Raw genomic sequence first — 26,923 nt, 5'->3', positions numbered from 1 at the left:
GCCTCAGCTCACCTCATAGGGCAGCACGCCGCGCTGATCGGTGTTGATGGTCAGCCGCCGCTCCAGCGGCGGGACAGAGCGCTGATGGCAGTCCTTGCGCTCGCAGATGCGGCAGGAAATCCCGATCGGCTCATAGGCGCTGTCCTGGCTCACATCCAGCCCGTCGGCATAGACCAGCGCGTCCGCGTGGCGCACCTCGCACCCCAGCGCAATCGCATACCTCCTGACCGGCGCGCCGAAGGAGCCGCCGGGCTTGGACACATCCCGCGCCAGCGAGATGTAGCGTACCCCGTCCGGTGTCTCCGCCAGCTGACGCAGGAACCGGCCCGGGGTCTCAAACGCCCGGTGCACGTTCCACAGCGGGCAGGCGCCGCCGAAACGGGCAAACTGCAGCCGCGTGGCCGAGTGGCGCTTGGTAATGGTGCCCGCCTGATCGACGCGCACGAAAAAGAACGGCACCCCCTTGGCACCCGGCCGCTGCATGGTCGAAAGCCTGTGCGCGATCTGCTCGATCGAGGCGCCGAAACGGATCGCCAGCAGCTCCAGGTCGTGCCGGCAGGCCTGCGCCGCCTCCAGAAATCGCGTGTAGGGCATCAGCGCGGCCCCGGCAAAGTAGTTGGCCAGGCCGATCTTGGCGATGGCGCGGGCCTCTTCGCTCTGGAACTTTGCAAAATCCAGCGTCGCTTCCAGCAGCTGGTTCTGCCGCAGCAGGGCCACTTGCAACAGCATCTGGAACAACTGCGTCTGCGGGGCGGAGCGGTTGGACAGGTGCAGCACGCCCGCCTCTGCATCATAGTGGCGCAGCCCCTCCATCTCGGTCTGCTTCACGGTAACACCGCCGCGCTCCAGCTCTGCCACTGCGGCCGCGCGGATGTCGCTGGTGGCGGCAAAATGCTCTGCCGCGCGGTCGACCGCGTCGATGTAGTTGTCGCAATAGTGGAAGAAGTCCCGCACCTCTTCCCAAGGGCTGGCCTGGATACGCGCATCCTCCCGCCCCAGCGCCTCATCCAATGAGGCAAGGCGTTCGTGGGTCTGCCGGTAGGCCTGGTGCAGAGTCAGAAACGCCCGCGCCAGCGCCGGCGCGTTCGACGCCGTCAGCCGCAGATCCGCCAAGGGCGGCGCATCATCGGCAAACACCGGATCCGCCATCGCCTCGCGCATGTCGCTGACCAGGCGTTCGCTGTCGCCGGCGCTCAGCTCGGTCACATCCATGCCGAATTCCTGCGCCAGCGCCAGCACCACCGTGGTCGACACCGGGCGGTTGTTGTTCTCCATCTGGTTCAGGTAGGGCAGGGAAACCCCCAGCTTGGCGGCGAAATCCTTCTGCGTCAGCTCCAGCCGCTGCCGCATCTCGCGCAGCTTGGCGCCGGCGTAAAGTTTCTGGGTGGCCATGGGGCGTGCCTTTGCAAATCGAACTCCTGCGAACAGTATAATTGCAAAGAGATGCCTGCAAGGCTGCGGCGATTCCTATGCGCGGATCTGCCGCTCCCGCCAGACAACCAGCAGGATCGCAATCAGCCCGCAGGCGGCGGTGGCAAACATGATCGCCAGCAGCGGCACCGCCGTGGAACCCGGCACCAGCATCATCCCGGCAAAGGCGCTGAGCGCCGCGCCTGCGCCGATCATGATCGCGCCGCTGAGGCCGGAGGCCGTGCCTGCCAGATGCGGCCGCACTGAAATCGCGCCCGCGGTGGCATTGGGGATCGCCATGCCATTGCCAAGCCCGACAAAGCACATGAGGCCAAAGAAGGTCCACACAGTATCTGCGCCCGCCATCGCAATCAGCAGCGACAGCAGCACCCCGCCGCCATTGATCACGCAGCCCCACAGCACCATGCGGTTGACGCCCAGCCGCGTGGAGTAGCGGCCGGAGATGAAGTTGCCGGCAAAATACCCCACCGCAGGCGCAGAGAAGTAAACGCCCAGCTCCGCCGTGCTGAGGCCGTAGACCTCAGTGCCGACAAAGGGCGCGCCGCCGAGGTAGGCGAAGAACGCGCCCGAGGCCAAACCGGAAGACAGCGAATAGCCCCAGAACCGCGGCGAGCGCAGCAGCTCGGGATACTCGCGGAACTGCGCCATCAGCGTCTTGCCGCTCTTGTGCGCCGTCTCGCCAAAGTCGGTGAAGGTGATCATCAGCGTGGCCGCACCGACCAGGAACAGCATCCAGAAATTAGCCTTCCACCCCATCCACTGATCCAGGAAACCGCCGATCGCCGGGCCGATCATCGGCACGATTGCCATACCCATGGTGACATAGCCGATCATGCTGGCGGCCTCGTTGGTGTCATACATGTCGCGCACCGCGGCGCGGCTCAGCACCATGGTGGCCGCGACCGCCGTTTGCGCCACCCGGAACATCAGGAATATCTCTGCTGTGGGGGCATAAATACAGCCCAGCGTGGCCAGCAGGAACAGCACGATGCTGCCCAGGATCACCGGCCGCCGCCCCATCTGGTCGGAAATCGGCCCGACAAAGATCTGCACCACCGCATTGCCCGCCAGATACAGCGCCACCGACAGCTGCATCACCCGGTAGTCGACCGCGTAATACTCCGACATGCCCGCCAGCGACGGCAGATGCAGGTTCATGCCAAGCGCCGACAGGCCGGCGAGCAGGATCAGGGTGAAAATGCGCGGGGGCGTCCGCTGTCCGGACACGCGGGTATTATATGTGGACATACCATCGGGTTAGAGCAGTCCGGGGCGGTTGTCCATCAATCCTCTGCGCGGCTGCGCACAGGCTTGCCGCAGCGTCAGAATACCCTTGCATGAAAATCGCGGCGTCACCTATGGTTGCTTAGGCAGCGCATATTTTCGCGCATTTCCCCAAGGCCGCCCCTTTGTTGTGTTGAGGTGATACATGGCCAATACCCCGGATCCGCTTGCCAACAACCCTGCCATCCGCCAGTGGGCCGAACGGTTTTATGCCATCAAGGCCTGGACCATGCCGGATATGCCGGATCCCGGGGATGAGGAACTGGAAGCCCGGCGCAAGGCGGCGCTGGCGGAACTGGCCAAGATCACCATCCCCGCCACTCTCAGCTCCGGCGCCCGGCGCAGCCTGGCGGGCGGGCGCAAGGCGCTGAAAAAGGAAATCCTCAGCGCGGGCGGCGCGGATGCCTTCGATCAGATCGACAGTGATATCCAGGAACTGTCCAGCCAGCTCGCCGTGCAGAGTGCCACCGCCGCGGCCCGCGGCAAGGCGCAGGCCGCCCAGGCGGAGGCTGAGGCCAAGTTTGCCGCCGTGCGCGACACCCTCGATCAGGGCGCCTTCACCTATCTTGAGGGGCTGATCAAAGCCGCGCACAAGGCGATGGCCGCCGCCGTCGCAGCCACTGACTTCGAGGCGGTGGAGGCGCAGGCCAAGGACATGACCGCCAAGGCGGAGGCCGCCAATACCTATGGCCTCTACTTCGACAACTGGACCCGCAGCACGCTCTCGCTGATTGCCGCGATGAGCGGCGGCGCCAAGAACACGGCGGAGGCCGACCGCAGCGCCAGAATGAAAACCGCAGCCGGGCATTCCAAGACCGGCGATTTCGGCGCCGCCCAAACGGCGCTGGAGGGCTGGAAGGCCAACCTCGGCGACGAGGCGGACATGGCCAAGGCGCTCAGCTTTGACGCTCTGCTGGCGGATTACATGGCCAACACCCATGACCGCTGCGACTTCATCCTGTCCAGCATGGTCCCGGACGCCAAGGATTACCGCAACCACCTGAAGAACGCCAAGAAGAAGGCGTACAAGGAACAGAAATTCACCGAAGGCGAGGCGCTCTTGCAGGAGCTGATTGACTACAGTTCCCCGGAGCGCGGCGCGCTGGCCAAATACATGCGCACCTTCGATCCGTCTCTGAAGGCGGACAAGGGTTTCCGCGACGCCTTGGCGGCGGCTGATACCAAGCAGAAATTCAAGGGCACCAATGATCCTGCTGGCGCCATGGCGGATTTGAAGGTCTGGGAGGGGGCCAACAAGGTGCTGATGCGCCAGAGCCGGTCCAAGCAGATCGTCAAGGCGCTGGAGAAGAAATACCAGGCGCTCCGCCAGGTGCTGACCGAGCCGGAGCTGTCCGATCTGTCCGCCACCTGGGATGCCCATAAGGCGCTGGCGGATGCGGGCAATTTCGACAAGGACGCAGGCGCCCCGCAGTATCACGCCAAGCTCAATGAGGTGTTCAAGCTGGAGAAAGTGGTGGATGAGCGCCGCGAGATGGCGCTGATCCTGCAGCGCTATCCGGCGGCTGCGGGGTACGATTTCCAGGAACCGGTGACAGACGCCCTTGCCGGCAAAAAATACTCCGAAGCAGTGGCCGCGGTCCCCGGGGCGCTGGCGCTGCTGCGCGCGATGCCTGCCTATCTGGACGCCCGGCAGGCCGCAGAGGATCTGCTGGCAGTACTGCCCGGCGATGCGGATGAACTGACCGGCCCGCTCGATGCGGCGATCAAGGCGGCAGAGGCCACCGCCCGCGGCGGCGATCCGGCCAAGGCCGCCAGCGACCTGCAGGCGGTGCTGGATGGCACTGATTACATGGACCTCGTGCTGGCCATGGCGGACTACCGCGCCAAGCTGGCCAAAGTTCAGAAAGAGCACAACCGGACCAAAAAATACCTCGACCTTACACCGGCCAAAGACAAGCTCGACGAGTCACTGAAAACCGCCACGGACCGGGCGGACAATGACAAGGAATACGGCGACGCCTTCCTGATGCTGGACACCCACCAGAAACTGCTGCAGCAGGTCAAGCCTATGGCCACCGCGCGTTTTCAGGTGCAGGGCATCCTCAAGGCGCTGGACCGGGAGGGTAAGGGGGCGGACACGCTTGATCCGTTCAAGGATCGGATTTCCGCCGCCGATGACGAGGCGAAAGATGGGGAATTCGCAACGGCCAAATCCGCCTTTGACGGCATCCGCACCGACCTGCAGGCGCTCTGCAAGGAAGCTGCCGAGGACTGCGAGGCGAAGGATGGCGTGGACAGCAACGCGGGCCACTCGCTGGACCGCCACGGCCCGGACGTCAGCGACGACGACCTGATCCAGCGTCTCAAGACCGGCAAGCCGCCGAACGCCCATTCCGATGACGAGCGCTCCTACACCGGCGCCTCGTCCAAGTTCCACAGCCCGCAGGATTGGCTGGCAGGCCGTGAGCTGGCAGCGCAAGCGGCAAAGGACCAGGACATCGACATCGACGAGACCGAAATGACCTATACCGGCGACCCCTTGACCGACCCCGAGGAAAACTTCGACTGCACCGTCGAGCACGGCCGCCCGATCGACAAGGCCTTTGTCGGCCACAAGAAACACGTGCGCCTCGACGACAATGGTGAACCGATCCCCGACAAGACCTATGAGACCTTTGAGGAGATCGAGGGCCTGACCCGCGCCTATGTGAACTTCATCTGGGAGCCGGACAAGCTGCCCGCCGAAACCACCGACCACCCAGCTCCGGGAACGGACCACCCTGAGGTGAAACCGCAGGACAACGCCGACTACGTCGAGAAATACAAGGAGCGGCACGGCACCGCCACGACCAAAATCCCGGGCCGCTGGGTGATGATGCAGCAATATCCGGTCGCCGACGGCTGGGACAATGAGACCAAGACTTACACCAACGCCAATCCGGGGAACATGATCCCATGAAAATCCGCAAGGAACTGATCGCGGGCTACACGCGTCTGCTGACCATGGGCCGGGCCGTCAACGCGCCTGATCCGATGGCCGATCTGGCCCAGTTCGACGCCGACATCCGCGCCATGCACAGGCGTGCCCACAAGGACGGCAACCTCGACTGGCTGCGGCTGGCGCTGGACTCGCTGATCGCCAATCCGCGCGGCCGCATCGGCCAGTTCGCGGGCCAGCAGTACCCCTTCGACGACGCCGAACTGCAGGCGCTGTTCCGCCGCGCCTATGAGACGATCTGGCCGGATCAGCCGCTGTCAGAGCCTGGCGACGAGGCGGATCTGGAGTTCGTGGATATGAGCGCAGAGGACTGGGCCGCCGCCACCGGCGCCAGCTAGGAGTACACCATGGCAGACCAGGCTTTTGATTCCGACGCCGTCCTGAAGCTCCTGAAAAAGTCCAAGGCTTCCGGCAAGGAGCTGCCGTTTGCCTTCGGCCTGGCGGGCAAGCCGGAAAACTGCGGCCTGATGATCGACCTGCGCAAGCCCGGCAAGGTTCTGCGCGGCGACTTGAAGAAGATGCCGGGGATCAAGAAAACCTGCTTCGGCACCCTGCGGGTGGAGGAAAACGAGGTTTTCCTGCAGCCGGAAAAGCCGCTCAAGGGCATCGTCAAGCAGCTGAAGAAGAAGTTCAAAACCGAAGGCATGGTCAAGTTCAAGCCGGTGCTGGTCGGCCCCGACGGCAGCATCATCGACGAGGACAGCCTGCCAGATGACGAAGCCGAGGCGCTGGAAGCCAGCACGCCGGAACAGGCGGACGATGGCGCTGCGGCAGCGTTGAAACAGCGCATCGCCGCCGCCGCGGAAACGGTCAAGGCGCTGGGTAATCCGGAGCTGGCGGGCAAGCTCGCACCGGAGATCAAGGCCAGCGCCAAGCTGCTGGGGCAGGGCGACCATGACGGCTGTGCCGCCCGGCTCGACCGGCTGGAGGCGGCGCTTGCCAAGCTTCAGGCGCAGGCCAAACTGGCCCCGGCGCAGTCCGAACAGGCGGCCAAGCTCAGCAAGCTGCTGGCGGCGCAGGCAGCCCGGATCAAGACCTTTCCGCCGGAGCAGGCCGCACCGCTGGCAGAGCAGGCCCGCGCCATTGCCGCCAGCCTCAAATCCGGCGCCCTGCCGGAGGCCGCGGAGGGGCTGAAGGCGCTGATCGCTGCCCTGGACGCCCCGGCAGAGGCGGAGCAGACCCAGGCCGACCCGATGGAAATCTGGCAGGCCGCCAAGGAGGAGGTCGACCGCGGCGTCTCCAGCCTGCAGGACGCGCTCAAGGCGCAGAACCACCCGGTGCTGGCTCAGATTGCCGATGCCGGGCTGGCCGGCGCCACCGACGGCAATCAGACCGCCCTGATGAAAGCGCTGTTCGAGATGAAATCCGCCACCGGCGACGCCCGCAAGGCAGCGGCGCAGGCGCTGCTGGCCCAGATCGCCGCGTACCTCAAGTTCCTCAAGGATGATCCGGTGATCACAATGGTCGAGGACAACCCCTTTGGCGTTTCCGTTCCGGTCAAGGCGCCGCTGACGGCAGCGTTGCGGCAAATGGCGGATATCGCAAAAGCCGCCTGACCCTGCTGTCCGGCCCGCCCCGCGCAGCGGAAAAGAGTGCTCGGACTTTGCTGATTTTCAAGTTTGCTAACATCGTATGCAAACGGTTTGCAAATTTGCGAAAATTACCTTTGGCTTGCTGCGCGCGCAATATATGGTCCCGGTGAAATCTACAGGGGACATGTGCCATGAAAGACATTCTTTCCGAGCTGGAAGACCGCCGCCAGGACGCGCGGCTGGGCGGCGGCCAGCGCCGCATCGACGCACAGCACGGGCGCGGTAAGCTGACAGCCCGCGAACGGATCGAGCTGTTGCTGGACGAGGGCAGCTTCGAAGAATTCGACATGTTCGTCAGCCACCGCTGCGCCGATTTCGGCATGGAAGACAACAAGCCGGCGGGTGACGGCGTGGTGACCGGCTGGGGCACCATCAACGGCCGCCAGGTCTATGTCTTCTCCCAGGACTTCACCGTTCTGGGCGGCTCTGTCTCCGCGACCCACGCGCAAAAGATCTGCAAGATCATGGACATGGCGGTGCAGAACGGCGCGCCGGTGATCGGCATCAACGACTCCGGCGGCGCCCGCATCCAGGAAGGCGTCGACGCGCTGGCAGGCTACGCCGAGATCTTCCAGCGCAACATCATGGCGTCCGGCGTGATCCCGCAGATCTCTGTCATCATGGGCCCCTGCGCCGGCGGCGCAGTCTACAGCCCGGCGATGACCGACTTCATCTTCATGGTCAAGGACACCTCCTACATGTTCGTGACCGGCCCGGACGTGGTGAAAACCGTGACCAACGAAGTGGTTACGGCTGAGGAGCTGGGCGGCGCCTCCACCCACACCCGTAAATCCTCGGTCGCCGATGGCGCCTTTGAAAACGACGTGGAAGCGCTGGCCGAGGTTCGCCGCCTGGTCGACTTCCTGCCGCTCAACAACCGCGAAAAGCCGCCGGTGCGCCCGTTTTTCGATGAGCCCGGCCGCATCGAGACCAGCCTCGACACCCTGATCCCGGAAAACCCCAACAGCCCCTACGACATGAAGGAGCTGATCACCAAGGTTGCGGACGAGGGCGACTTTTACGAGATCCAGGAGGATTTCGCCAAGAACATCATCACCGGCTTCATCCGCCTCGAAGGCCAGACCGTGGGCGTCGTCGCCAACCAGCCGATGGTGCTGGCGGGCTGCCTCGACATCGACTCCAGCCGCAAGGCGGCGCGCTTCGTACGGTTCTGCGACTGTTTCGAAATCCCGATCCTGACCTTCGTCGACGTGCCGGGCTTCCTGCCGGGCACCTCCCAGGAATACGGCGGCGTCATCAAGCACGGCGCCAAGCTGCTGTTTGCCTATGGCGAAGCCACCGTTCCCAAGGTCACCGTGATCACCCGCAAGGCCTATGGCGGCGCCTATGACGTGATGGCTTCCAAGCACCTGCGCGGCGACTTCAACTATGCCTGGCCGACCGCCGAGATCGCGGTGATGGGGGCCAAGGGCGCCACCGAGATCATCCACCGCGCCGATCTGAACGATCCCGAAAAGATCGCTCAGAAAACTGCGGAGTATGAAGACCGCTTCGCCAACCCCTTCGTGGCGGCCGAGCGCGGCTTCATCGACGAGGTGATCATGCCCCAGTCCACCCGCCGCCGGGTCAGCCGCGCCTTTGCTTCCCTGCGGGGCAAGCAGCTGAAGAACCCGTGGAAAAAGCACGACAACATCCCGCTGTAACAGCGGATGTGTCAGCGGGGGCTGTCTGCCCCCGCACCTCCGAGGATATTTAAAGCCAGATGAAGAGGGATCCGGTAGCTTGACCCGCAGCCGTTGGCATATCACCCGCACAGACAGCAGCCTGACGCTGTCGCGCCGCCTGCCTGCGCGCTTTGACGTCGCGGCGGAAACGGTGCTGCCCGCCGGCGACCCGCTGCGGCTGGCGCATCAGATCCGGCAGGATATGTGGCGGCGCCTGCAATCCCTGCGCGGCTTCTCCCCGGTGGTGGAAATCGCCGCTGAAGGGCAGGGGTTCAAGGTGCGCGCTGGCGGCCAAGTGACGGGCCGGGTGCCTTCAAATGCCGCCGGGCAGATCGCTGAGGTTCTGGAAAACCCCGCCAGCCGCGCCCGCTGGATCCGCCATGCCGGCCGTGGGCAGGGGAATGCACTGCGTGATTCCCGGGCAGCTGCGAGGGAATCGCACAGATTCGCAGCAAAAATTGACATGAAGAGCGAATCAGCGTCATGATCCGCTCCAGCCGATATCAGACAGCGCGCGCGACTTGCGCAGCGCCTGCAGCTCCGGCCGGAGGAGCCCGGGTAACCGGGGGCCGGGGCTGCGGATATCTGGCGGCCATCCCCTTTGCGCTCTTTGCCCAGGCCGCGCTGGCCGCGGACGCCATCGCCGTGCCTTCGGGCCAGCTGGTGACCCTGGCCGAAGTGCTGCTGGACGAAGCACCCGGCCAGCCGGACCAGACTTGGGCCAGGTTCCGCTTTTTGGCGCCGCAGATCGCCCGCGGCACCGGCACCGTCAGCTATGACACCGCGGCCCCCGACATGGATCACCTGTGCGGCACCCTTGCGCTGCCCTATCTGGCCGAACACGGAATGACGGCCGCGCGGGTGGTGATCTCGCTGTCCGACCGGGAGGTGCCTTTTGGCGCGCAGGATCCGGAAGCGACCCAGTTCTTTGAAGCCTACCGCCCCGACGGCACGGCCTGCATGTGGGAGGCTTTCTGATGCGTCCACAATATCTTGCGGGGCAAAGCTCAGATCGGCGGAAACTTGCGGCATTGCAGCCACAGCGCTGCCAATTGCCGCGATTTGCATGTGACTCGGATGTAAACCCGGCTATCCTCGGCACGGGCAGTTGGTTGACTGCCTTCGCATTGAGGTTGAGGCAGGCGGCGGGCACAGCCCCCGCAGGTTTCACAAATTTTATCAGGAGACAGAAATGTCCAAGAGCATCAAGCTTATCGCCCTCGCCGGCCTGCTGGCCGCTGTTACCGCCTGCGCCCAGCAGGAAGAAGAATTCGTCGTGGTTGAGCCGCAGCCGGTCTCGCAAGAGCCGGAATTCACCGGCAAGTACAACTAATCCCTACAGGGGTCCGGCCCTGCGGCCGGCCCCCGCCGCCCCGTGGGGTGCCGGACCGGAGGCACCCAAATGCTGAAACACCGCGGGTTCCCGGGCCGTATGCCCGGCACTGATTTCCAATTCACCATCCGCCGCCCCAACCCCAAGGGGGCCACGCCGCTGATCCGGCGCGAGCGCTTCCGCGACCGCAAGAACGTCGACAAACGCGTCGACCAGACGTTCATGCAGGCGCTGTGGGAGCAATTCGGCGACCAGCCGTTCGAACGCGGCAACCTTGATGCCGGCCGTCTTAGCTGGCTGTTCGGCCGCGAGGTGATCCCGGCCGAAGAACCCTTCGATCCCGAAAGCTATGAGGCACTGCTGGTCATTGACGAAGCTGTGGCCCGCGCCTCTTTCCCGGAGGCGTTCAGCTGATGCGGGCGCCCCGCACGCATAGCACCCCGGGAATCCCGCAAGTTTCCTTGCGGGGCAGGGGGCGCTGCTGCGGGGCGGGCCGCCGCTCAGAAGTCCAGCTGCACCGCCAGCTGGACCCGGTCGCCGTCAAAGGTGCTGCCGGAGACGGTGTCGTTGCGCTCGCCAAAGATGTACTCGGCGCTCAGCGTCAGGTTGTCGGTCGGGCTGAAGAACGCATTGACGTGAAGGGTCTCCAGCTCGGTAAAGGACAGCGCGCCGGTCGAGGTCGGCAGGTCGTAGTCCTCGCGCCCGTAGCCGATGCCGACATTCCATTTCTCGCCGATGTCCTGGCGGAACTCGAGGGTGTAACCCTCGACGTCATTGGCCAGACCGCCAACAATGGCATCGCCAGCCCCGATCAGCAGCGGCCCAAGGGCTTCACCGTCGACGTAAGTGGCCTGAAACAGTCCGCCTTCCCAGGGGGTGACCGCGCCGGACAGGGTGACGCCGGTCTGATCCGCTTCGACGCCGCCGCTCTCGATAGTGCCGGTCAGCCCGGCAATCCGCGCGGTGAACAGGTCGTTGCTGTATTGCGCGGCCGCGGTGAACACCGGATCGCTGGACGTGGAGCTGTTTTCCTCCAGCGACAGGCTGTAATTGAAGCCGCCGCCAAAGCTGTTGCTGTAGCGGATCTGCGGCACGCGGGCAAAGGCGATGCCGACAGGGCCGTTGAACTCCACGCTGGCAGGGTACTGGCCCAACGGCATGAAGTTGGTCCAGGTCTGGCCAAAGGTCCATTGATCGCCGATCTGGATATTGGCGTGGCGCAGCCGCAGTTCGGAACGGCCGCCCGAGGCGAACAGGTCGAATTCCAGCTGCCCGCGCAGGGTGCCGATATCGCTTTCGGTGGTGGTGCGGATGCCCAGGCGCGACTGGCGCACGGTGGCGCCGAACTCGCCGCCGGTGGCGTTTGCCGGCTCACCGATATTGTTCACAAAGGCAGTATCGCCCTGAGTGAAATCAAAGTCGTAATAGAAATCTGCCTTGGCATAGCCGTAGATGTCGACCTCGGTATTGCCCAGCCGGAAATCGCCGGGGGCGCCGGTCACCTGCTGGATTCCGGCCTCCAGGGCCTCGACGCGGTTGCGCAGCTCCTGCAGCTCGGACTGCGTGTCCGCCTGCGCCAGCCCGGCGCTGCCGGCAAGCGCTGCGGCAGCCAGGGCGAAACGCCCCTTTTGCACCTTGATCATGGGGTTATCCCTCCTCCTTGCGTGGTGTCGGGCCACGCTTTCACGGGGTGCAAACAAGGGGAAATGACATCCAAGGGAGTGACCGTGACCGCGGGCGCCGGGAAAAGTGACCAATTCCCACGACGCGGTCCCGCAGATGTGACCGCATCCGCCAAACCTTTGGCTGCACGGCAAAACCTGGCGCTGCAATCCCCCCGCCGGTCACGCGGGCGCAGCAGCGGCGGCCGGGCTGGCTCTGATCCGCGCCGCCTCCGTAACGGTTATGTGACAGCGCCGCTGCGCAGCCGCGCCAGCAGCCGCCGGGCCAACCGTTATGTCGGCGTGAATCTGCACACGGCCCGCGGGATTCAGCAGGAATCTGCCCAAATCAACGGCCCCGCATTTCCTGTGCTTACAGCGGCCTCCGCGGCGTGCATCGTGAGTCAAGCAGCGCAGCCACGCTGCTGTGCCGAGCATCTGTTCCGGCCCCTTCGCCTGAACGGGCAGGTACGCGACCCCATCCGCGGCCTGCCCGTCTTTTATCCCCTTCAGGCAGCGGCGGAAGCTTGCCATTCGCCCCCCCCGATGCGGCAAGCCTCCGCCCATGTGAAGGGGCGTGTCTCTCTGCCGTTGCACCTGACCGTTCTGCCTGCAAATTCCGCAGGGACACTGACGTCCCCGGAAGAAGGAACATGGACATGCGGGCAAAATCTCTTATCGCAGCGCTCTCGCTTTGCGGCTTGGCAGCGGCGTGCGGCGACACCACTGGCGAGCGGGTCGTTTACGGCGCAGGCGCCGGCGCAGCAGGCGCTGCGCTGCTGGACGCCAACCTGGTCACCGGCGCCGCGGTCGGCGTTGCCGCAAACCTCGTTTACTGCGAACAAAACCCCCGCAAATGCTGAGGCTGCCGCCGCAGCTCTGAAAAGCGGCCCCGCCGGGGCTGCACATCCTATCGCGCTTACGCCGTGCCTGGGCTTGCCCCGGGCGCGGCGTTTTGCATTCCGGAATACCAAGAAACAAGGGACTGCCTATGTTTGATAAGATCCTGATCGCCAACCGGGGCGAGATCGCCTGCCGCGTGATCAAAACCGCGCGGAAAATGGGCATCAAGACCGTTGCCATCTACTCCGACGCCGACAAGCAGGCCCTGCACGTGCAGATGGCCGACGAGGCTGTCCACATCGGCCCGCCGCCGGCCAACCAGTCCTATATCGTGATCGACAAGGTGATGGACGCGATCCGCCAGACCGGCGCCCAGGCGGTGCATCCGGGCTATGGCTTCCTGTCCGAGAACTCCAAGTTCGCCGAGGCGCTTGAGGCCGAGGGCGTCGCCTTTGTCGGCCCCCCGAAGGGCGCGATTGAGGCAATGGGCGACAAGATCACCTCCAAGAAGATTGCCCAGGAGGCAGGCGTCTCCACAGTACCCGGCTACATGGGCTTGATTGCCGATGCTGACGAGGCGGTAAAGATTTCGAATGAGATCGGCTACCCGGTGATGATCAAGGCCTCCGCCGGCGGCGGCGGCAAGGGCATGCGGATCGCCTGGAACGACGACGAGGCCCGCGAAGGCTTCCAGTCCTCCAAGAACGAGGCCGCGAACTCCTTTGGCGATGACCGGATCTTCATCGAGAAATTCGTCACCCAGCCGCGCCACATCGAAATCCAGGTGCTCTGCGACAAGCACGGCAACGGGATCTACCTGGGCGAGCGCGAATGCTCGATCCAGCGCCGCAACCAGAAAGTCGTGGAAGAAGCCCCGTCGCCGTTCCTGGATGAAGAAACCCGCAAAGCCATGGGCGAACAGGCCGTCGCGCTGGCCAAGGCGGTGGGCTATTCCTCCGCAGGCACCGTGGAATTCATCGTCGACGGCGACAAGAATTTCTACTTCCTGGAAATGAACACCCGCCTGCAGGTGGAGCACCCGGTGACGGAACTGATCACCGGCGTCGACCTGGTGGAGCAGATGATCCGCGTCGCCGACGGAGCGGAACTGCCGCTGCGCCAGGAGGACGTGAAACTCACCGGCTGGGCGATTGAAAACCGCCTTTATGCCGAGGACCCCTACCGCGGCTTCCTGCCGTCCATCGGCCGCCTGACCCGCTACCGCCCGCCGCAGGAAACCGCCGCAGGCCCGATGCTGGAAAACGGCAAGTGGCAGGGCGATGCGCCGGCAGGCGAAGCCGCCGTGCGCAACGACACCGGCGTCTATGAGGGCGGCGAGATCTCGATGTACTACGACCCGATGATCGCCAAGCTCTGCACCTGGGCGCCGACCCGCGAGGACGCCATCGGCGCCATGCGCACCGCACTCGACAGCTTCGAGGTAGAGGGCATCGGCCACAACCTGCCGTTCCTGTCGGCGGTGATGGACCACCCGATCTTCATCGAGGGCTCGATGACCACCGCCTTCATCGAGGAGCAGTACCCCGAGGGCTTCGAGGGGGTCGAACTGCACAGCGACGACCTGCGCAAGATCGCGGCGTCCTGCGCCGCAATGCACCGGGTTGCCGAAATCCGCCGCACCCGCGTGTCCGGCCGGATGGACAACCACGAGCGCAAGGTCGGCACTGATTGGGTCGTCACCCTGCAGGACCAGTCCTTTAACGTGGTGATCGACGCCGACCGCGAGGGTGCAACCGTCAATTTCGAGGGCGGCGGCAGCTACCGTGTGACCTCGGACTGGACGCCGGGCGACCAGCTGGCCACCCTGCAGGTGAATGGCGAGACTCTGGTGCTGAAGACCGGCAAGGTGACGCAGGGCTTCCGCATCCGCTCCCGCGGCGCCGACCTCAAGGTGCATGTGCGCACCCCGCGCCAGGCCGAGCTGGCCCAGCTGATGCCGGAGAAGGTGGCACCGGACACTTCCAAGATGCTGCTCTGCCCGATGCCCGGCCTGATCGTGAAGGTCGATGTCGAAGTGGGGCAGGAGGTCCAGGAGGGCCAGGCGCTCTGCACCGTTGAGGCGATGAAGATGGAAAACATCCTGCGCGCCGAGCGCAAGGGCGTGGTGTCCAAGATCAACGCCGCCGCGGGCGACAGCCTGGCGGTCGACGATGTGATCATGGAATTCGAATAATGCACCGCGGGGCAGGCATATATGCAGCCGGGCAGGCGGGTTTTCCTGCCGCCGCTGCCGTGCCTGCCCCGCACCGCATGGTGCCATGCACCGAATCTTCAGGAATTTCCGCGACACTCAGGGCGTTTGACGACCTCAAGGTGCCGTATGATCCGTCTTCTGACCTGCCTTTTGACCGCTCTGGCGCTCCTGTCGGCTTGTGCCCTGGACGAGGAGGAGGCGCTGCGCGCCCGGCTCTCCGGCTGGGTGGAGCTGGGGGAGACGTTCTTTTTCCAAAGCTCGATGAGCTGCACCGCTGCGGTGTTTCACACGGCGGAACATCCGCGCATCACCTCGCTGGTGGACCGCGCGCGCTCCCTCAACACCGGCATGAAGATGCTGGAGGCGGGCAAACCGGTGATGTTTGCGGTCTCCGGAAAATCCCCCAACGCGGTAACAGAGGACATCATGTCCCGCGACCTGCCGCAGGGGCTGGGGGTGCTGAATTCGGGGCTGGCAGGGGTCAGCTGCATGACCGATCTGGTCAAGTCAGTCTATTACCAGGCGATCCGCAATCCGGCCTCCAGCCTTGTCTTCGTGCCGGAAACCGGCGCGATGGTGGTGCTGGACAAGCAGGCAATGGCGCTGATCTACGTCCGCGGCAACGGGTAGACGTTCAGCGCAGCCAGGCTCACCCGCCGCGCCGTTCTTCCACTTCGCGCAAGCGTTCCGGGAATTTGTCGATGGTGCGCGACAGCTCGCGTACCGTCCATGGATGCGGCTTTCGCAGCTTTACGCCGCCGTCCTTGCCCACCAGCACCAGCATGAACCCCCGCGGCCGCAGCTTCTTGCGCAAGGCAGAACGCGCCGCCGGGTCGGTATCGGTCAGAACCACCACATCGCGCTCTCGCAGGGCTTCGGCGCCCTGCATCAGCCGTTCGATCTGCTCATGGTACCGGGGGTCTTCCGGGCTGTCGGCAAACACCACCACCGGGCGGTGCGTCCACTGGAATTCCTCCAGGTCCCCATCGTACCCGGGCTGGATCAGTTCAGGCGCGCTGCCATCGGCCGCGACGGCCGCCAGCGGAAGAAAACCTGCCAAAACAACGGATAGGATTGCTTTCATGATCTCTCCTGTTCCGTTGAATATATGTGCGGCGGCGGCAAATGCGACGGAGAAAACCCGCACACGGGCAAAAAATATCATCGTTAACGGGATAATGAGGGGTTGCCGGCCATGATTGTGCAATTCCCCTTGACCGGGCTGCGGCCTGCGGCCCTCCAGCAGAGGTCCCGTAACACGATGAAAGTCATCCTTCATACCGGCGCGCACCGCTGCGCGACAACATCCTTTCAGGAATATCTGCGCCAGAACGCCCAGGGGCTGAACAAGCAGGGCGTCAGCTTCTGGGGCCCGTACCGCACGCGCAACGGCCTGTTTCACGGCATTCAGCCGGGCCCGGTGCCGGTGACGGGCCGCGATCCGGTGCAACGCGCTCAGGGGCGGCTGCAGATGCGGATGGCCGGCTGCCGCGACAGGGGCATCCGCCACCTGCTGGTGAGCGAGGAAAACATGATCGGCGCGGTGCGCCAGAACCTGCGCCTCGGCGACCTCTACAGCGGCGCCGGGGAACGCATGGCGCGGTTCGCCCAGGCTTTCGGCGGCGCGGTGACCGATGTGGCGCTGAGCATCCGCAGCCTCGACAGCTACTGGACCTCGGCGCTGGCTTATGCGGTGGCGCGCGGCCACAAGATGCCGACGGCGAACAGCCTGGACCGGCTGGCCTATTCGCCCCGCAGCTGGCGCGACGTGATCACCGATATTGCCTGCGCGATGCCCGGCGTGCGCCTGCGGGTGCTGCCGTTTGAAACCTTCGGCGCCCGGCCGGAGGCGGCGCTGGAGACCCTCACCGGCATTGAGGCGCCGCGCACCCACGCGCGAGTGCGCCTGAACGCCTCGCTCTGCCTGCAGGACCTGCGCGCCAGCCTGCCGTCCTCCGCAGCAGCCCAGCTGCCGGAAGGGACAGGCCGCTGGCGCCCCTTCGACGACGCGCAGACCGCATATCTGCGCGAGGCTTATGCCGACGACATGATGTGGCTTGCGGGCGGGGCGGACGGCCTCGCTGCGCTGGCACAGGACCCGGATAAACAGGCGGCGGGCACGAACCCGCCCCGTATCGCACTGACAAGAGGAAGACCTGATGACAAACAAAGACGAATGGCGGGCTCTGGCTGAGAAAGAGCTGCGCGGACGGGCGGTCGATGACCTCAACTGGCAGACGCTGGAAGGCATTGAGGTCAAGCCGCTTTATACCGAAGAAGACACCAGGGATCTGCCCCACATGGGCACGCTCCCCGGTTTCGGCCCCTTCACCCGCGGGGTGAAGGCCACCATGTACGCAGGCCGCCCCTGGACCATCCGCCAGTATGCGGGCTTCTCCACGGCGGAAGAATCCAACGCCTTCTACCGCCGCAACCTTGCCGCGGGCCAGCAAGGCGTCTCGGTCGCCTTCGACCTCGCCACCCACCGCGGTTATGACAGCGACCACCCGCGCGTGGTCGGCGATGTCGGCAAGGCCGGCGTGGCGATCGACTCGGTCGAGGACATGAAAATCCTGTTCGACGGCATCCCGCTCGACAAGGTCTCGGTCTCGATGACCATGAACGGCGCGGTGATCCCGGTGCTGGCCTCCTTCATCGTCGCAGGCGAGGAGCAGGGCCACGACAAATCCCTGCTTGCGGGCACCATCCAGAACGACATCCTCAAGGAGTTCATGGTCCGCAACACCTATATCTATCCGCCGAAGCCCTCGATGCGGATCATCTCGGACATTATTGAGTACACCTCGAACGAGATGCCCAAGTTCAACTCCATCTCGATCTCCGGCTACCACATGCAGGAGGCCGGCGCGAACCTGGTGCAGGAGCTGGCCTATACCATCGCGGACGGCCGCGAATACGTGCGCGCCGCGCTGGATGCGGGCATGGATGTGGACAAATTCGCAGGCCGCCTGAGCTTCTTCTTTGCGATCGGCATGAACTTCTTCATGGAAATCGCCAAGCTGCGCGCCGCCCGCACCCTGTGGCACCGGGTGATGACCGAATTCGGCGCCAAGTCCGAACGCTCCAAGATGCTGCGCACCCACTGCCAGACCTCCGGCGTCAGCTTGCAGGAGCAGGACCCCTACAACAACGTGATCCGCACCGCGTATGAGGCGATGTCGGCGGTCCTCGGCGGCACCCAAAGCTTGCACACCAACGCGCTGGACGAGGCCATCGCGCTGCCCACCGACTTCTCCGCCCGCATCGCCCGCAACACCCAGCTGGTCCTGCAGGAGGAAACCGGCGTCACCAACGTGGTCGACCCGCTGGCCGGCTCTTACTACATCGAAAGCCTCACCAACGAACTGGTCGAAAAGGCCTGGGCGCTGATGGAAGAGGTCGAGGAGATGGGCGGCATGACCAAGGCCGTCGAGAGCGGCATGCCCAAGCTGCGCATCGAAGAGAGCGCCGCCCGCCGCCAGGCGATGATCGACCGCGGCGAAGAGGTCGTGGTGGGCGTCAACAAGTACCGCAAGGACAAGGAAGACCCGATCGACATTCTGGATGTCGACAACCACGCGGTGCGCGAGGCGCAGATTGCACGTCTCCAAAAGATGCGCGAGACCCGCGACGAGGCCGCCTGCCAGGCCGCCCTCGACGAACTCACCCGCCGCGCCGCATCAGGCGAGGGCAACCTTCTGGAAGCTGCAGTCGAAGCCGCCCGCGCGCGGGCCTCAGTCGGAGAGATCTCCATGGCAATGGAAAAGGAATTCGGCCGCCACCGCGCGGAAGTCAAAACCCTGGCCGGCGTCTATGGCGCGGCTTATGAGGGCGACGAGGGCTTTGCCGCGATCCAAAAGTCGATCGAGGATTTTGCCGAAGAAGAAGGCCGCCGCCCGCGCCTTCTGGTGGTCAAGATGGGCCAGGACGGCCACGACCGCGGCGCCAAGGTGATTGCGACCGCCTTTGCCGACATCGGTTTCGACGTTGACGTGGGCCCGCTGTTTCAGACCCCGGCAGAGGCCGCCCAGGACGCCATCGACAACGACGTCCACGTGATCGGCATCTCGTCCCAGGCCGCGGGCCACAAGACCCTCGCGCCGCAGCTGGTCGAAGCGCTGAAGGCGGAAGGCGCAGAGGACATCATCGTGATCTGCGGCGGTGTGATCCCGCAGCAGGATTACGAGTTCCTGTACAGCAAAGGCGTCAAGGCGATCTTCGGCCCCGGCACCAACATCCCGGAAGCGGCCCAGGACATCCTGCGCCTGATCCGCGAAGCCCGCGCTTAAGCAAACGGCACCTGCGGGACAGGGGAGGCTCTCCCGCACCCGCAGGTGCCTGCCCTTCGGGCAAACCCCTTGGCGGCTTTGGGCATGGCAGCCAGCCTTTCAGGCTGGCTGCCGGCATCGCGCGCCGCAAGGCGCGCGATGCCACGCCCAACCGGCGCGGATGTGCCCTTGGCACAGCCAGCGGCGGGCGGGAGCGCCTGGTTCCCCGTATCTGATTCCGCTGGCCGCAGCTTTCCGCCGCAGCGGCCGTGCTGCGCCTTGGCAAACCGCCAAACCGGTGGTTGAGTGGCGCCATGCAGCACTCCAAACGCCCTCAAATCCTCACCGGCATGGCCCTGGGCGCGCTCTGGGGCGTGCTGGTCACCGGCCTCCCGCAATGGCTGGGCCTGCCGTATATCCCGGCGCCCATCGCCTTGCCCGGCGCCTTCCTTCCGCCCGGTCTGGTCCTTGCGCTGATCATTGGCCGCCTGGCGCAGCGGCGGTTCTTCGACGATGCCATCATCGACGGAGAGCCCTTCGCCCCCGGCTCCCCGGCCGAGATCGACCAGCGGGTGCTGACCAACAGCATCGAGCAGCTGGTGCTGGCGCTCGCCGTCTGGCCCTTCGTTGCCGTCACCCTGGGCGGCGCCGTGGCGATTGCCCTTGGCCTGTCCTTTGCCGTCATGCGGGTGCTGTTCTGGGCCGGCTACAACCTGTCGCCGCCCTTGCGGGGGCTGGGGTTTGCCGGGACGTTTTACCCGACGGTGATTTCAGGGATTTGGGCACTGGCGGTCTGGGTTTAAGCCGAACCTCTTTTAAAGAGATCAACTAGTCTGGCGATTATTGACCGCTGAACAAATTCACCCGCAGCCAGGCGCGCCTTCAGCTTGTGGTCAAAACCAACAACCCTTTTGTTGATCTTCTTCCACGTTGAGCCGGCATTTAGTGGGAAACCGCCTTTGTACATCGGGTATGGCCCCCAACCGCTCCAAGCCATGAGGTCGCAAAACAACCGTGTCATTTCTTCCTGTTCCTGCCAGCTCCTGAATTTACGCGCAGACGGAATGGTGTGGATACGCTCATCCCCTTCACCGGTGTGCTCAATCCATTTTGCATCTCTGCCGATCCATCTGATGGCATAATCAACATCCGGGTTTTCTTCCCGCATTCTGTCATGAACATCGCAATGCCTGTGGAGTGAAGGAGCGGGATTGGAGAAGACCATTGATGTACCATAGTAACGCATCAAATAGGCGTCATCGTGGTCGGCAGTTGCCGGAACGAATATGATGCTGATTTCCGGGTCTCTCGTACGAATAGCAGGGGCCACCAGCGGGCAGCCGGATTCCTCGTAATCCATCCAGAATTCCAGCCCGCCGCTGGTCTTATAGATCACAGCGTCCTGGGGTGGGGTCGGCCTGCTCATTTCAACATCCGCTTAGTGATAGGCTGCACACTAGGCCGTGACCTTGGCCAATTGGAAGCCGCAGCCATCGCGGCCAGCAAAAATTCCCGCCTTGCGCCCCGCCGCAGCGCCGCTAGTCTCTCGCGCAAAAGGGAGGGCGTGCATGATACTTGATCACTTGGCGGTGGCCGGCGAAACGCTGGAAGACGCCGTCGCGCATGTGGAGCAAGCCCTGGGCATCACCCTCGGCCCCGGCGGCTCTCATGCCCGCTATGGCACCCATAACCGGCTGATCGGGCTGGAGGACGGGCTCTATCTGGAGGCCATTGCCATCGACCCGGATACCCAGCCGCAGGAACGGCCGCGCTGGTTCAACCTCGACCGCCTCAACGGCCCCGCACGGCTCAGCAACTGGATCCTGCGCGCCGAAGACCTCGAAGCAGAGAAATCGCTGCTGCCGCCCCATGCGCAGCGCCACGTGGCGATGCAGCGCGGAGACTTGCGCTGGCTGATGACGGTGCCCGTGGACGGCCTGCTGCCCTATGACAACCTGTTTCCTGCGGCCCTGCAATGGCAGGCCGACCCGCCCGCCGCCAAGCTGCCGCAATCGGGCTGCCGCCTGACCAGGCTCATCCTCAGCCACCCGGAGGCCGCAGATTTGCAGGCGGCGCTGAACCGGATCCTTGACGACCCGCGCATCAAGGTGGAGCAGGGGGCGCCCGCAATGATGGCGGAGTTCGAGACCCCGCATGGAAAGAGGCAGCTCAGATGATCATCCGCCCCGCAACTCCCGCGGATGCCGAAGCCGTCTGCGCCATCGCCAACTGGGTGATCCGCGACACGCTGGCGACCTTCAACACCGTCGAGAAGACACCGGACCAGGTGCACCAGCAGATCGCCGCCAGCAACGGCACCTATCTGGTGGCGGAGCAGGACGGCCGGGTCCTGGGCCATGCGTATTTCTTCCCGTTCCGCTCCGGCCCCGGCTACCGGTTCACGGCGGAACATACCGTGCATCTGCTGCCGGCCGCGCAAGGCAAGGGGGCTGGCCGGGCCTTGATGCAGGCGCTGGAAGGCAAGGCGAGAGAGGCGCAGATCCACGTTCTGATCGCCAGCGTCAGCAGCGCCAACCCCGCAGCCATCGCCTTTCATGCCGCCTTGGGCTATCAGGAAACCGCCCGGATGCCGGAGCTCGGCTGCAAGAATGGCCTCTGGCTGGACACTGTTTTTATGCAGAAAATCCTGACGCCGGGCATTCCCGCCCCTGACAGTGCCACCAATCCCGGATAGGCTGAGCCCCATGTCACTTTGGACCCGCATATCCGACGCGCTGGCCGCGCTTGCTGCAGGCGAAGGCCTGGCGGAGGTGTTCGACCGCCTGCGCGCGCCGCCCGAACGCACAGTGGCCTTTGCCATTGCCGTCATCGCGCTTGGTGCCAAGATGGCCAAGGCGGACGGGCAGGTCACGCGCGACGAGGTCACCGCCTTCCGCGAGGTGTTCCAGATCGCCCAGGATGATGAGACCGGCGCCGCGCGGGTCTTTAACATGGCCCGCACCGACGTGGCCGGCTACCAGGAATATGCCCGCCGCATCCAGAAGATGTTCGCCGACGATCCGACCACCCTGTGCGACCTGATGGAGGGGCTGTTTCACATCGCCATGGCGGACGGTTTCTATCACCCCGGCGAGAACGAATTCCTGGAAGAGGTGAGCCGCATCTTCGGCCAGAGCCCGCAGCAGTTCCAGGCGCTGCGGGCGCGGTTCGTGCCGGATGCGCCCAAGGACCCCTATACGGTGCTGGGGGTCTCCCCGGAGATGAGCAAGGAAGACATCCGCAAGCACTGGCGCAAGCTGGTGCGCGACACCCATCCGGACGCGATGATCGCCCGCGGGGTGCCGGAGGAAGCGGTGCGGCTGGCGGAAAAGCGGATGATCGACATCAACCGCGCCTGGGATGAGATCAGCGGGTGCGGCGGCAATGCGGCTGGCCACGTATAATATCGAGTGGTTCGCCTACCTGTTCGACAAGAACGACCGGCTGATGCTGGACGGCAAGCCGTCCGGTGTCCACGGGGTTGACCGCTACACCCAGGGCCGGGCGATTGCCCATGTGCTGCGCCGGCTGGACGCCGATGCCGTCATGGTGATCGAGGCGCCCAACACGGGCCGCACCCAACGGACCACCCGCGCGCTGGAGGCCTTTGCCGCAGAGGCGGGCCTGCGCGCGCGCGAGGCGGTCAGCGGTTTTGCCAACGACACTCACCAGGAAATTGCGCTGCTCTATGACCCGGACATGCTGGACGCGGTGCATGACGCGCGCGCAAGCGCCGCCGCGCCGCAGTTCAACGGCGTGTTCGAGATCGACCTCGACGTGGATGACCAGCGGGACACGGTTGAGTTCTCCAAGCCGCCGCTGGAGCTGGCTGTCACCACCCGTGGCGGCACCGCGCTGCGGATGATCGGGGCGCATCTGAAGTCCAAGGCGCCGCATGGGGCCAACGGGCCGGAGGAGATCACCACGCTGTCGGTCGCCAACCAGCGCAAGCAGCTGGCGCAGGCGAACTGGCTGCACCGGCGGGTGGCGGAGCATGTGGCCGCGGGCGAGCATGTGATCGTTCTGGGCGACCTGAACGACGGCCCCGGCGCCGACGACTACGAAAAGCACTTCGGCCAGTCCTCGATCGAGATCGTCCTGGGCGATCTGCTGAACGACCCCAACGCGCAATCCCTGCTGCAGCCGCGCGCCACCTCGCTGCCCAGCACCTCGCGGTTTTACAACCCTGACACCAAACGCTATTTCCCGGCGCTGCTGGACTATGTGATGATCTCGCACAGCCTGATGAGGTTTAGCCCGCAGTGGCGGATCTGGCACCCGTTCGACGATGCGGAATGCTACGCCGACGAGGACCTGCGCGACGCGCTGCTCAAGGCTTCCGACCACTTCCCGGTGACGCTGGATATCGCGCTGGAGTGATGGCGGGGACCCGGACGGGCCGTAACCCCCGGCCATGCCGCCGCCATAAAATGCTTATTCGGCGATGGTTGTCGTGACGATCACTTCAGCCGCCGCAACGTCTCCGATACGATCCCAGGCTTCTTCAGGAACATCCAAGTCTGCGGCCTTCTCCACAAAATCTGCATCTTCTGACGCAAATAGCCGTTCCCTGTACTGGGTGAGGCTCTCTTCAGGCTGGTCGAGTCTTTCCCATAGCGACCAGATTTCTTTTTTAACGTCTGCCAGCAGTCCAGGCTCTTCGCCCGAAATATAGCTTTCGATCAGTGCTTCCAGTTCCGCCCAGGTCTCCAGATTATTCTGAGCCAGCGCATAATAGTCCATCAGGGCGCGGCGGCTGATAAAGGCGGACTGCACAGCGATAGTGCCTTCCGGGCGCAGATGGGCGATGACGGATGTTGTGCTGGTGCTCGCATCCACATCGCCAGTAACTTCCACCGGCAGCCCTCTGGGTGTCAGCTTGGCGCTGGCCTCAATCCCGGCTGCAATGTCGCTGTCGATTGCCTGCTGCGTGATCAGTTTGCCGGTGAAGACAGACGACACCAGCAGTCCGGGGCCCATCGGAATACTGGCAGGCGGAAAAAGCGCCTCGCAGTCAGGACTGTCCCCTGTAGGGGACACCAATTCGATTGCACCGGCCATCGGGTAAGCCAGGGACGTTCTCACCAGTACCGACTGGACGCTTCTGCGAACATTCCTGTTGAACTGAGCCTCGGCGGAAGCGGGGATGCCGTAGACGCTTGCGCTTCCCCCAAGACCCAAGGCAACCGCCGATTTCCGCGACAGCGAAACGGATACGGATTCCGTTGTGGTGTCTTCTTCAATCTCAAGTCCCGGGTAGCATTTGGCGCTTTCAAACAGCCGCTGTTCATCCTGGATGCGGATGACTTCACCAACTTCCACATCGTACCGGAGGTGCAGAGGCATGGCCTTGAAATGCGAAAAAGCCGTGCGCGCGAAGGACGCCCGAAGCTTTGTCAGTGCCTCGGCTAGTTCACTTGCGTGAACCGCAGCAGGGGAAACGGCGAGGAACAAAGTTAATAGGGAAACCCAAAGGGAGCGCATGAAGTGGTCTCCTTGTACAAATTAACATACCAAGCCAGATTACACTAATTTGTTGTGGCTTAATATCTATAAGGTTGTGCCAGCGGCAAAGTGCTCTGAGTGTTTACGGGCCGAAGACACACCCGGCCCGGCACCATTTTCCACCCCCACTGTTCGCGCAGCGCGGGTGCCCCTATATTAGCCCCATGAAACAGATCCTTCTGCCCGCCGCCCTGATTGCCCTCATCTCCAGCCCGCTTGCCGCCCAGGAGGCGGAAGGGGAGGACAGCGGCCCCTCGCTGATGGAGCGCGGGGTGGAGCTGTTCTGGGAGGGCCTGCGCCAGGAGATGGCGCCGGCACTGGAAGACCTGCAGGGCATGATGGAGGAGATCGGCCCGGCGATGGGCGCGTTCCTGGCTGAGATGGGACCCGCGCTGGCGGAAATCGCCAAGGAGGTGGAGGATTGGAGCGTCTATGAGATGCCCGAGATCCTGCCCAACGGCGATATCATCATCCGCAAAAAGCCCAAGGACAACGCGCCCGCGGACAAGGAAACCGCCGAAGAGGAAGGCGTGACCGAGATCTGACGCCCTCCGCCTGGGTTATTCCGTCTCCGGCGGCGGGGCCGGCTTTTTGAAGGTCAGCTGCACCTCCGCATCCAGCGCCTTGCCCAGAGAGTTCAGCCGGGCTTCGGCCACTTCGCCGTAAAGCGGCCGCGCCGCATCCGGCAGCTCCACATGCAGCACCCGCTTGCGCGGCTGCCAGCGCAAGGAGCCGATATTACCGTTGCCGGTGACCATCAGCATGGCCCCGAAGCGCATCGCCTTGCCCAGAACCTCGGCCTCGTGCTGCCCCTTCTCGTCCAGCAGATGATAGAGGTATTCGAAACTGCTGCCGCGCCGCTTGTTGCTGTAGCGGTGCAGCAGCGCCAGCCCCAGGAACACCCGCTCCGAATGCTTGAGCCCGCCCAGGTTGGCGCGGGTCGCATTGTCGAAACACACCTCGGCGCGGTAGTCGGGATGGGCGCGCCAGCTGACGTCATGCAGCAGGCACGCCGCCTTGACCAGCCGCCGCTTGCTGTGCCGGGCGCCGCTGAAAATGGGGCTCACGAAATCATACAGCGTCTTGCCGAAGCCGGGGACGCGGGCGTCCTTCATCTCAGCAAAGCGGGAGGCCTCGATCAGCGGATCGCGGGCGCGCAGCCGCTGCGGCATCTGTTCGTACAACAGCCCCTCGCGGATACCATAGCTGGACACCGCGATGTCCTTGGGCTTGAAGGTCTTGATCAGCCGGGTCAGCACGTCGATGGCATAAGGCACCAGCGACATCCGGCTGGAGGAGACCCCGCAGGCGTCGCGCAGCTTGTCCAGATCGCGGGTTTCGATATAGCGGGCGGTCTCGCGCACGTCCTTGGCCGACATCCGGTATTCATGCAGCACCTTCAGCGGATAGCCGCGCCGGTGCATGTCGATGCGGGCAATGGCGCGCCAGCTGCCGCCGACCAGGAACAGCCGGTCGCGCTGGGTGCCCATCTCTTCCTTCAGCTGCTCGATGACAGTCTTGATGTATTCCTTGCGGCCCTTGCGCCCGCCCTTGACGTCGCGCAGCTTGAGCGGCCCCAGCGGCGAGGTCACCCGGCGGCCCACGGTGTTTTCCTGGATCTCCGCCAGCTCCATCGAGGAGCCGCCGATATCGCAGACCAGCCCATAGGCGCCGGGCCAGCCCAAGAGCACGCCCTGCGCCGACAGCCGCGCCTCTTCGCGCCCGTCAATGACGTGGATCTTGAGGCCGGTCTGGCGCAGCACCTCCTCGCAGAACTCCGGCCCGTCCTCGGCATCGCGCACCGCGGCGGTCGCCACGGCGGACAAGGGCGGCAGACCCATGCCCTTGGCCAGGTACTGGAACCGGTGCAGCGCCGACAGGGCGCGGGCGCGGCCCTCGGGGTTCAGGCGGCCCGATTCCGACAGGCCCGCGCCAAGCGCGCACATGATTTTTTCGTTGTAGAAATAGGCCGGGCTGCGGGCGGCGCCGTCGAACACCACCAGGCGGACCGAGTTGGAGCCGACATCGACCACCCCCACCCGGGACAGCGCCCGGGCTCCGGGATCGTGAAAGATCGGACGCCCGAAGGGGCCCCAATCGGTACTGGCGTCGGCGGGGTCCTGGGTGACGTTCATGAGGGCTCCGTC

The 26,923-nt window shown here is 64.6% G+C and carries 26 protein-coding genes; 19 read left to right on the top strand and 7 right to left on the bottom strand.

From position 1 onward, the window contains the following. Nucleotides 1-3: 3 nt before the first annotated feature. Nucleotides 4-1,392, bottom strand: a complete 1,389-nt coding sequence (locus AC4HIX_RS07895; RefSeq protein ID WP_490398568.1) for a helix-turn-helix domain-containing protein — start codon at nucleotides 1,390-1,392, stop codon at nucleotides 4-6. Between the two features lie 75 nt (nucleotides 1,393-1,467). Beyond that, nucleotides 1,468-2,679: a multidrug effflux MFS transporter gene (locus AC4HIX_RS07890; RefSeq protein WP_490398567.1), complete on the bottom strand. Its 1,212-nt coding sequence runs from the start codon at nucleotides 2,677-2,679 to the stop codon at nucleotides 1,468-1,470. Between the two features lie 181 nt (nucleotides 2,680-2,860). On the opposite strand from AC4HIX_RS07890, the gene AC4HIX_RS07885 reads away from it, so the two are divergent. From AC4HIX_RS07885 to AC4HIX_RS07850, 8 genes are all read left to right on the top strand, one after another. After that, on the top strand, nucleotides 2,861-5,635 hold the full coding sequence (locus AC4HIX_RS07885; protein ID WP_490398566.1) for a hypothetical protein: 2,775 nt from the start codon (nucleotides 2,861-2,863) through the stop codon (nucleotides 5,633-5,635). Continuing rightward, complete coding sequence (locus AC4HIX_RS07880; protein WP_475051016.1) at nucleotides 5,632-6,012, top strand: hypothetical protein; 381 nt, start codon at nucleotides 5,632-5,634, stop codon at nucleotides 6,010-6,012. Before AC4HIX_RS07885 ends, AC4HIX_RS07880 begins: the two co-directional genes overlap by 4 nt. A 9-nt stretch (nucleotides 6,013-6,021) precedes the next feature. After that, nucleotides 6,022-7,230 (top strand): hypothetical protein, encoded by a 1,209-nt coding sequence (locus AC4HIX_RS07875; RefSeq protein ID WP_490398565.1) that lies wholly within the window; start codon nucleotides 6,022-6,024, stop codon nucleotides 7,228-7,230. 167 nt (nucleotides 7,231-7,397) lie between these two features. Then, nucleotides 7,398-8,930 carry an acyl-CoA carboxylase subunit beta gene (locus AC4HIX_RS07870; RefSeq protein ID WP_475051019.1) on the top strand — a complete coding sequence of 511 codons (1,533 nt, stop codon included), beginning with the start codon at nucleotides 7,398-7,400 and terminating at the stop codon, nucleotides 8,928-8,930. Nucleotides 8,931-9,009: 79 nt separating this feature from the next. Then, nucleotides 9,010-9,438, top strand: coding sequence for a hypothetical protein (locus tag AC4HIX_RS07865; protein WP_490398564.1), 429 nt, complete (start codon nucleotides 9,010-9,012; stop codon nucleotides 9,436-9,438). Further along, nucleotides 9,435-9,929, top strand: a complete 495-nt coding sequence (locus AC4HIX_RS07860; protein WP_475051023.1) for a DUF6497 family protein — start codon at nucleotides 9,435-9,437, stop codon at nucleotides 9,927-9,929. Before AC4HIX_RS07865 ends, AC4HIX_RS07860 begins: the two co-directional genes overlap by 4 nt. Before the next feature lie 214 nt (nucleotides 9,930-10,143). After that, entirely contained in the window at nucleotides 10,144-10,284 is a 141-nt protein-coding gene (locus AC4HIX_RS07855; RefSeq protein WP_008556504.1) for a hypothetical protein, read from the top strand. Nucleotides 10,285-10,353: 69 nt separating this feature from the next. Next, nucleotides 10,354-10,698 (top strand): hypothetical protein, encoded by a 345-nt coding sequence (locus AC4HIX_RS07850; protein WP_475051025.1) that lies wholly within the window; start codon nucleotides 10,354-10,356, stop codon nucleotides 10,696-10,698. 86 nt (nucleotides 10,699-10,784) lie between these two features. Here the strand turns inward: AC4HIX_RS07850 and AC4HIX_RS07845 are convergent, their stop codons facing one another. Then, on the bottom strand, nucleotides 10,785-11,927 hold the full coding sequence (locus tag AC4HIX_RS07845) for a DcaP family trimeric outer membrane transporter (RefSeq protein ID WP_490398563.1): 1,143 nt from the start codon (nucleotides 11,925-11,927) through the stop codon (nucleotides 10,785-10,787). Nucleotides 11,928-12,604: 677 nt separating this feature from the next. On the opposite strand from AC4HIX_RS07845, the gene AC4HIX_RS07840 reads away from it, so the two are divergent. The 3 genes from AC4HIX_RS07840 (at nucleotide 12,605) to AC4HIX_RS07830 (ending at nucleotide 15,633) form a co-directional block, all read left to right on the top strand. Continuing rightward, nucleotides 12,605-12,808 (top strand): hypothetical protein, encoded by a 204-nt coding sequence (locus AC4HIX_RS07840; protein WP_008555836.1) that lies wholly within the window; start codon nucleotides 12,605-12,607, stop codon nucleotides 12,806-12,808. A 128-nt stretch (nucleotides 12,809-12,936) separates the two neighbouring features. Beyond that, nucleotides 12,937-14,982 carry an acetyl-CoA carboxylase biotin carboxylase subunit gene (locus tag AC4HIX_RS07835; protein WP_490398562.1) on the top strand — a complete coding sequence of 682 codons (2,046 nt, stop codon included), beginning with the start codon at nucleotides 12,937-12,939 and terminating at the stop codon, nucleotides 14,980-14,982. A gap of 147 nt (nucleotides 14,983-15,129) precedes the next feature. Then, nucleotides 15,130-15,633: a hypothetical protein gene (locus tag AC4HIX_RS07830; RefSeq protein ID WP_490398561.1), complete on the top strand. Its 504-nt coding sequence runs from the start codon at nucleotides 15,130-15,132 to the stop codon at nucleotides 15,631-15,633. A gap of 19 nt (nucleotides 15,634-15,652) precedes the next feature. Here AC4HIX_RS07830 and AC4HIX_RS07825 read toward each other — a convergent pair whose 3' ends face one another. Next, the gene (locus tag AC4HIX_RS07825; protein ID WP_475051032.1) at nucleotides 15,653-16,087 is read right to left on the bottom strand and encodes a DUF4174 domain-containing protein; all 435 of its coding nucleotides are present in this window, start codon (nucleotides 16,085-16,087) and stop codon (nucleotides 15,653-15,655) included. A 177-nt stretch (nucleotides 16,088-16,264) separates the two neighbouring features. Here AC4HIX_RS07825 and AC4HIX_RS07820 point away from each other — a divergent pair, with 177 nt between their 5' ends. From AC4HIX_RS07820 to AC4HIX_RS07810, 3 genes are all read left to right on the top strand, one after another. Beyond that, nucleotides 16,265-17,197, top strand: coding sequence for a hypothetical protein (locus tag AC4HIX_RS07820; RefSeq protein ID WP_490398560.1), 933 nt, complete (start codon nucleotides 16,265-16,267; stop codon nucleotides 17,195-17,197). After that, entirely contained in the window at nucleotides 17,163-19,292 is a 2,130-nt protein-coding gene (gene scpA / locus AC4HIX_RS07815) for a methylmalonyl-CoA mutase (protein ID WP_490398559.1), read from the top strand. The genes AC4HIX_RS07820 and scpA overlap by 35 nt, the downstream gene beginning before the upstream one ends. Nucleotides 19,293-19,585: 293 nt before the next feature. Next, a complete protein-coding gene (locus AC4HIX_RS07810; protein WP_490398558.1) occupies nucleotides 19,586-20,074 on the top strand; it encodes an MAPEG family protein in 489 nt (162 codons plus the stop codon). Here AC4HIX_RS07810 and AC4HIX_RS07805 read toward each other — a convergent pair. Next, nucleotides 20,071-20,667, bottom strand: a complete 597-nt coding sequence (locus AC4HIX_RS07805) for a hypothetical protein (RefSeq protein ID WP_490398557.1) — start codon at nucleotides 20,665-20,667, stop codon at nucleotides 20,071-20,073. The two genes, AC4HIX_RS07810 and AC4HIX_RS07805, sit on opposite strands and share 4 nt — an antisense overlap. 172 nt (nucleotides 20,668-20,839) lie before the next feature. Between AC4HIX_RS07805 and AC4HIX_RS07800 the strand changes: the two genes are divergently transcribed. The 4 genes from AC4HIX_RS07800 to AC4HIX_RS07785 are packed head-to-tail and all read left to right on the top strand — an operon-like array spanning nucleotide 20,840 to nucleotide 23,651. Next, a complete protein-coding gene (locus AC4HIX_RS07800; RefSeq protein ID WP_490398556.1) occupies nucleotides 20,840-21,448 on the top strand; it encodes a VOC family protein in 609 nt (202 codons plus the stop codon). Continuing rightward, entirely contained in the window at nucleotides 21,445-21,966 is a 522-nt protein-coding gene (locus AC4HIX_RS07795) for a GNAT family N-acetyltransferase (RefSeq protein WP_490398555.1), read from the top strand. Before AC4HIX_RS07800 ends, AC4HIX_RS07795 begins: the two co-directional genes overlap by 4 nt. Before the next feature lie 10 nt (nucleotides 21,967-21,976). Continuing rightward, the gene (locus AC4HIX_RS07790) at nucleotides 21,977-22,675 is read left to right on the top strand and encodes a TerB family tellurite resistance protein (RefSeq protein ID WP_475051042.1); all 699 of its coding nucleotides are present in this window, start codon (nucleotides 21,977-21,979) and stop codon (nucleotides 22,673-22,675) included. Next, nucleotides 22,656-23,651, top strand: coding sequence for an endonuclease/exonuclease/phosphatase family protein (locus tag AC4HIX_RS07785; RefSeq protein WP_490398554.1), 996 nt, complete (start codon nucleotides 22,656-22,658; stop codon nucleotides 23,649-23,651). The genes AC4HIX_RS07790 and AC4HIX_RS07785 overlap by 20 nt, the downstream gene beginning before the upstream one ends. A gap of 54 nt (nucleotides 23,652-23,705) precedes the next feature. Here AC4HIX_RS07785 and AC4HIX_RS07780 read toward each other — a convergent pair whose 3' ends face one another. After that, entirely contained in the window at nucleotides 23,706-24,755 is a 1,050-nt protein-coding gene (locus tag AC4HIX_RS07780) for a hypothetical protein (RefSeq protein ID WP_490398553.1), read from the bottom strand. A 185-nt stretch (nucleotides 24,756-24,940) separates the two neighbouring features. Here AC4HIX_RS07780 and AC4HIX_RS07775 point away from each other — a divergent pair, with 185 nt between their 5' ends. Beyond that, nucleotides 24,941-25,321 (top strand): hypothetical protein, encoded by a 381-nt coding sequence (locus AC4HIX_RS07775; protein WP_490398552.1) that lies wholly within the window; start codon nucleotides 24,941-24,943, stop codon nucleotides 25,319-25,321. Between the two features lie 15 nt (nucleotides 25,322-25,336). Here the strand turns inward: AC4HIX_RS07775 and AC4HIX_RS07770 are convergent, their stop codons facing one another. After that, on the bottom strand, nucleotides 25,337-26,911 hold the full coding sequence (locus AC4HIX_RS07770; protein WP_490398551.1) for a Ppx/GppA family phosphatase: 1,575 nt from the start codon (nucleotides 26,909-26,911) through the stop codon (nucleotides 25,337-25,339). Nucleotides 26,912-26,923: the final 12 nt, after the last annotated feature.

Source organism: Leisingera sp. (assembly GCF_982940295.1).
The sequence above is the reverse complement of the archived record's forward strand: the minus strand, read 5'-3'. Positions and strand labels throughout refer to the sequence as shown.

Coding starts and splice junctions, on each gene's coding strand:
- AC4HIX_RS07820 (WP_490398560.1), top strand. CDS start 16,265: ATGAAAGTCATCCTTCATACCGGCGCGCACCGCTGCGCGACAACATCC.
- AC4HIX_RS07890 (WP_490398567.1), bottom strand. CDS start 2,679: ATGTCCACATATAATACCCGCGTGTCCGGACAGCGGACGCCCCCGCGC.
- AC4HIX_RS07790 (WP_475051042.1), top strand. CDS start 21,977: ATGTCACTTTGGACCCGCATATCCGACGCGCTGGCCGCGCTTGCTGCA.
- AC4HIX_RS07810 (WP_490398558.1), top strand. CDS start 19,586: ATGCAGCACTCCAAACGCCCTCAAATCCTCACCGGCATGGCCCTGGGC.
- AC4HIX_RS07800 (WP_490398556.1), top strand. CDS start 20,840: ATGATACTTGATCACTTGGCGGTGGCCGGCGAAACGCTGGAAGACGCC.
- AC4HIX_RS07870 (WP_475051019.1), top strand. CDS start 7,398: ATGAAAGACATTCTTTCCGAGCTGGAAGACCGCCGCCAGGACGCGCGG.
- AC4HIX_RS07860 (WP_475051023.1), top strand. CDS start 9,435: ATGATCCGCTCCAGCCGATATCAGACAGCGCGCGCGACTTGCGCAGCG.
- AC4HIX_RS07895 (WP_490398568.1), bottom strand. CDS start 1,392: ATGGCCACCCAGAAACTTTACGCCGGCGCCAAGCTGCGCGAGATGCGG.
- AC4HIX_RS07825 (WP_475051032.1), bottom strand. CDS start 16,087: ATGAAAGCAATCCTATCCGTTGTTTTGGCAGGTTTTCTTCCGCTGGCG.
- AC4HIX_RS07875 (WP_490398565.1), top strand. CDS start 6,022: ATGGCAGACCAGGCTTTTGATTCCGACGCCGTCCTGAAGCTCCTGAAA.
- AC4HIX_RS07795 (WP_490398555.1), top strand. CDS start 21,445: ATGATCATCCGCCCCGCAACTCCCGCGGATGCCGAAGCCGTCTGCGCC.
- AC4HIX_RS07830 (WP_490398561.1), top strand. CDS start 15,130: ATGATCCGTCTTCTGACCTGCCTTTTGACCGCTCTGGCGCTCCTGTCG.
- scpA (WP_490398559.1), top strand. CDS start 17,163: ATGACAAACAAAGACGAATGGCGGGCTCTGGCTGAGAAAGAGCTGCGC.
- AC4HIX_RS07880 (WP_475051016.1), top strand. CDS start 5,632: ATGAAAATCCGCAAGGAACTGATCGCGGGCTACACGCGTCTGCTGACC.
- AC4HIX_RS07775 (WP_490398552.1), top strand. CDS start 24,941: ATGAAACAGATCCTTCTGCCCGCCGCCCTGATTGCCCTCATCTCCAGC.
- AC4HIX_RS07785 (WP_490398554.1), top strand. CDS start 22,656: ATGCGGCTGGCCACGTATAATATCGAGTGGTTCGCCTACCTGTTCGAC.
- AC4HIX_RS07885 (WP_490398566.1), top strand. CDS start 2,861: ATGGCCAATACCCCGGATCCGCTTGCCAACAACCCTGCCATCCGCCAG.
- AC4HIX_RS07770 (WP_490398551.1), bottom strand. CDS start 26,911: ATGAACGTCACCCAGGACCCCGCCGACGCCAGTACCGATTGGGGCCCC.
- AC4HIX_RS07835 (WP_490398562.1), top strand. CDS start 12,937: ATGTTTGATAAGATCCTGATCGCCAACCGGGGCGAGATCGCCTGCCGC.
- AC4HIX_RS07850 (WP_475051025.1), top strand. CDS start 10,354: ATGCTGAAACACCGCGGGTTCCCGGGCCGTATGCCCGGCACTGATTTC.
- AC4HIX_RS07840 (WP_008555836.1), top strand. CDS start 12,605: ATGCGGGCAAAATCTCTTATCGCAGCGCTCTCGCTTTGCGGCTTGGCA.
- AC4HIX_RS07845 (WP_490398563.1), bottom strand. CDS start 11,927: ATGATCAAGGTGCAAAAGGGGCGTTTCGCCCTGGCTGCCGCAGCGCTT.
- AC4HIX_RS07780 (WP_490398553.1), bottom strand. CDS start 24,755: ATGCGCTCCCTTTGGGTTTCCCTATTAACTTTGTTCCTCGCCGTTTCC.
- AC4HIX_RS07855 (WP_008556504.1), top strand. CDS start 10,144: ATGTCCAAGAGCATCAAGCTTATCGCCCTCGCCGGCCTGCTGGCCGCT.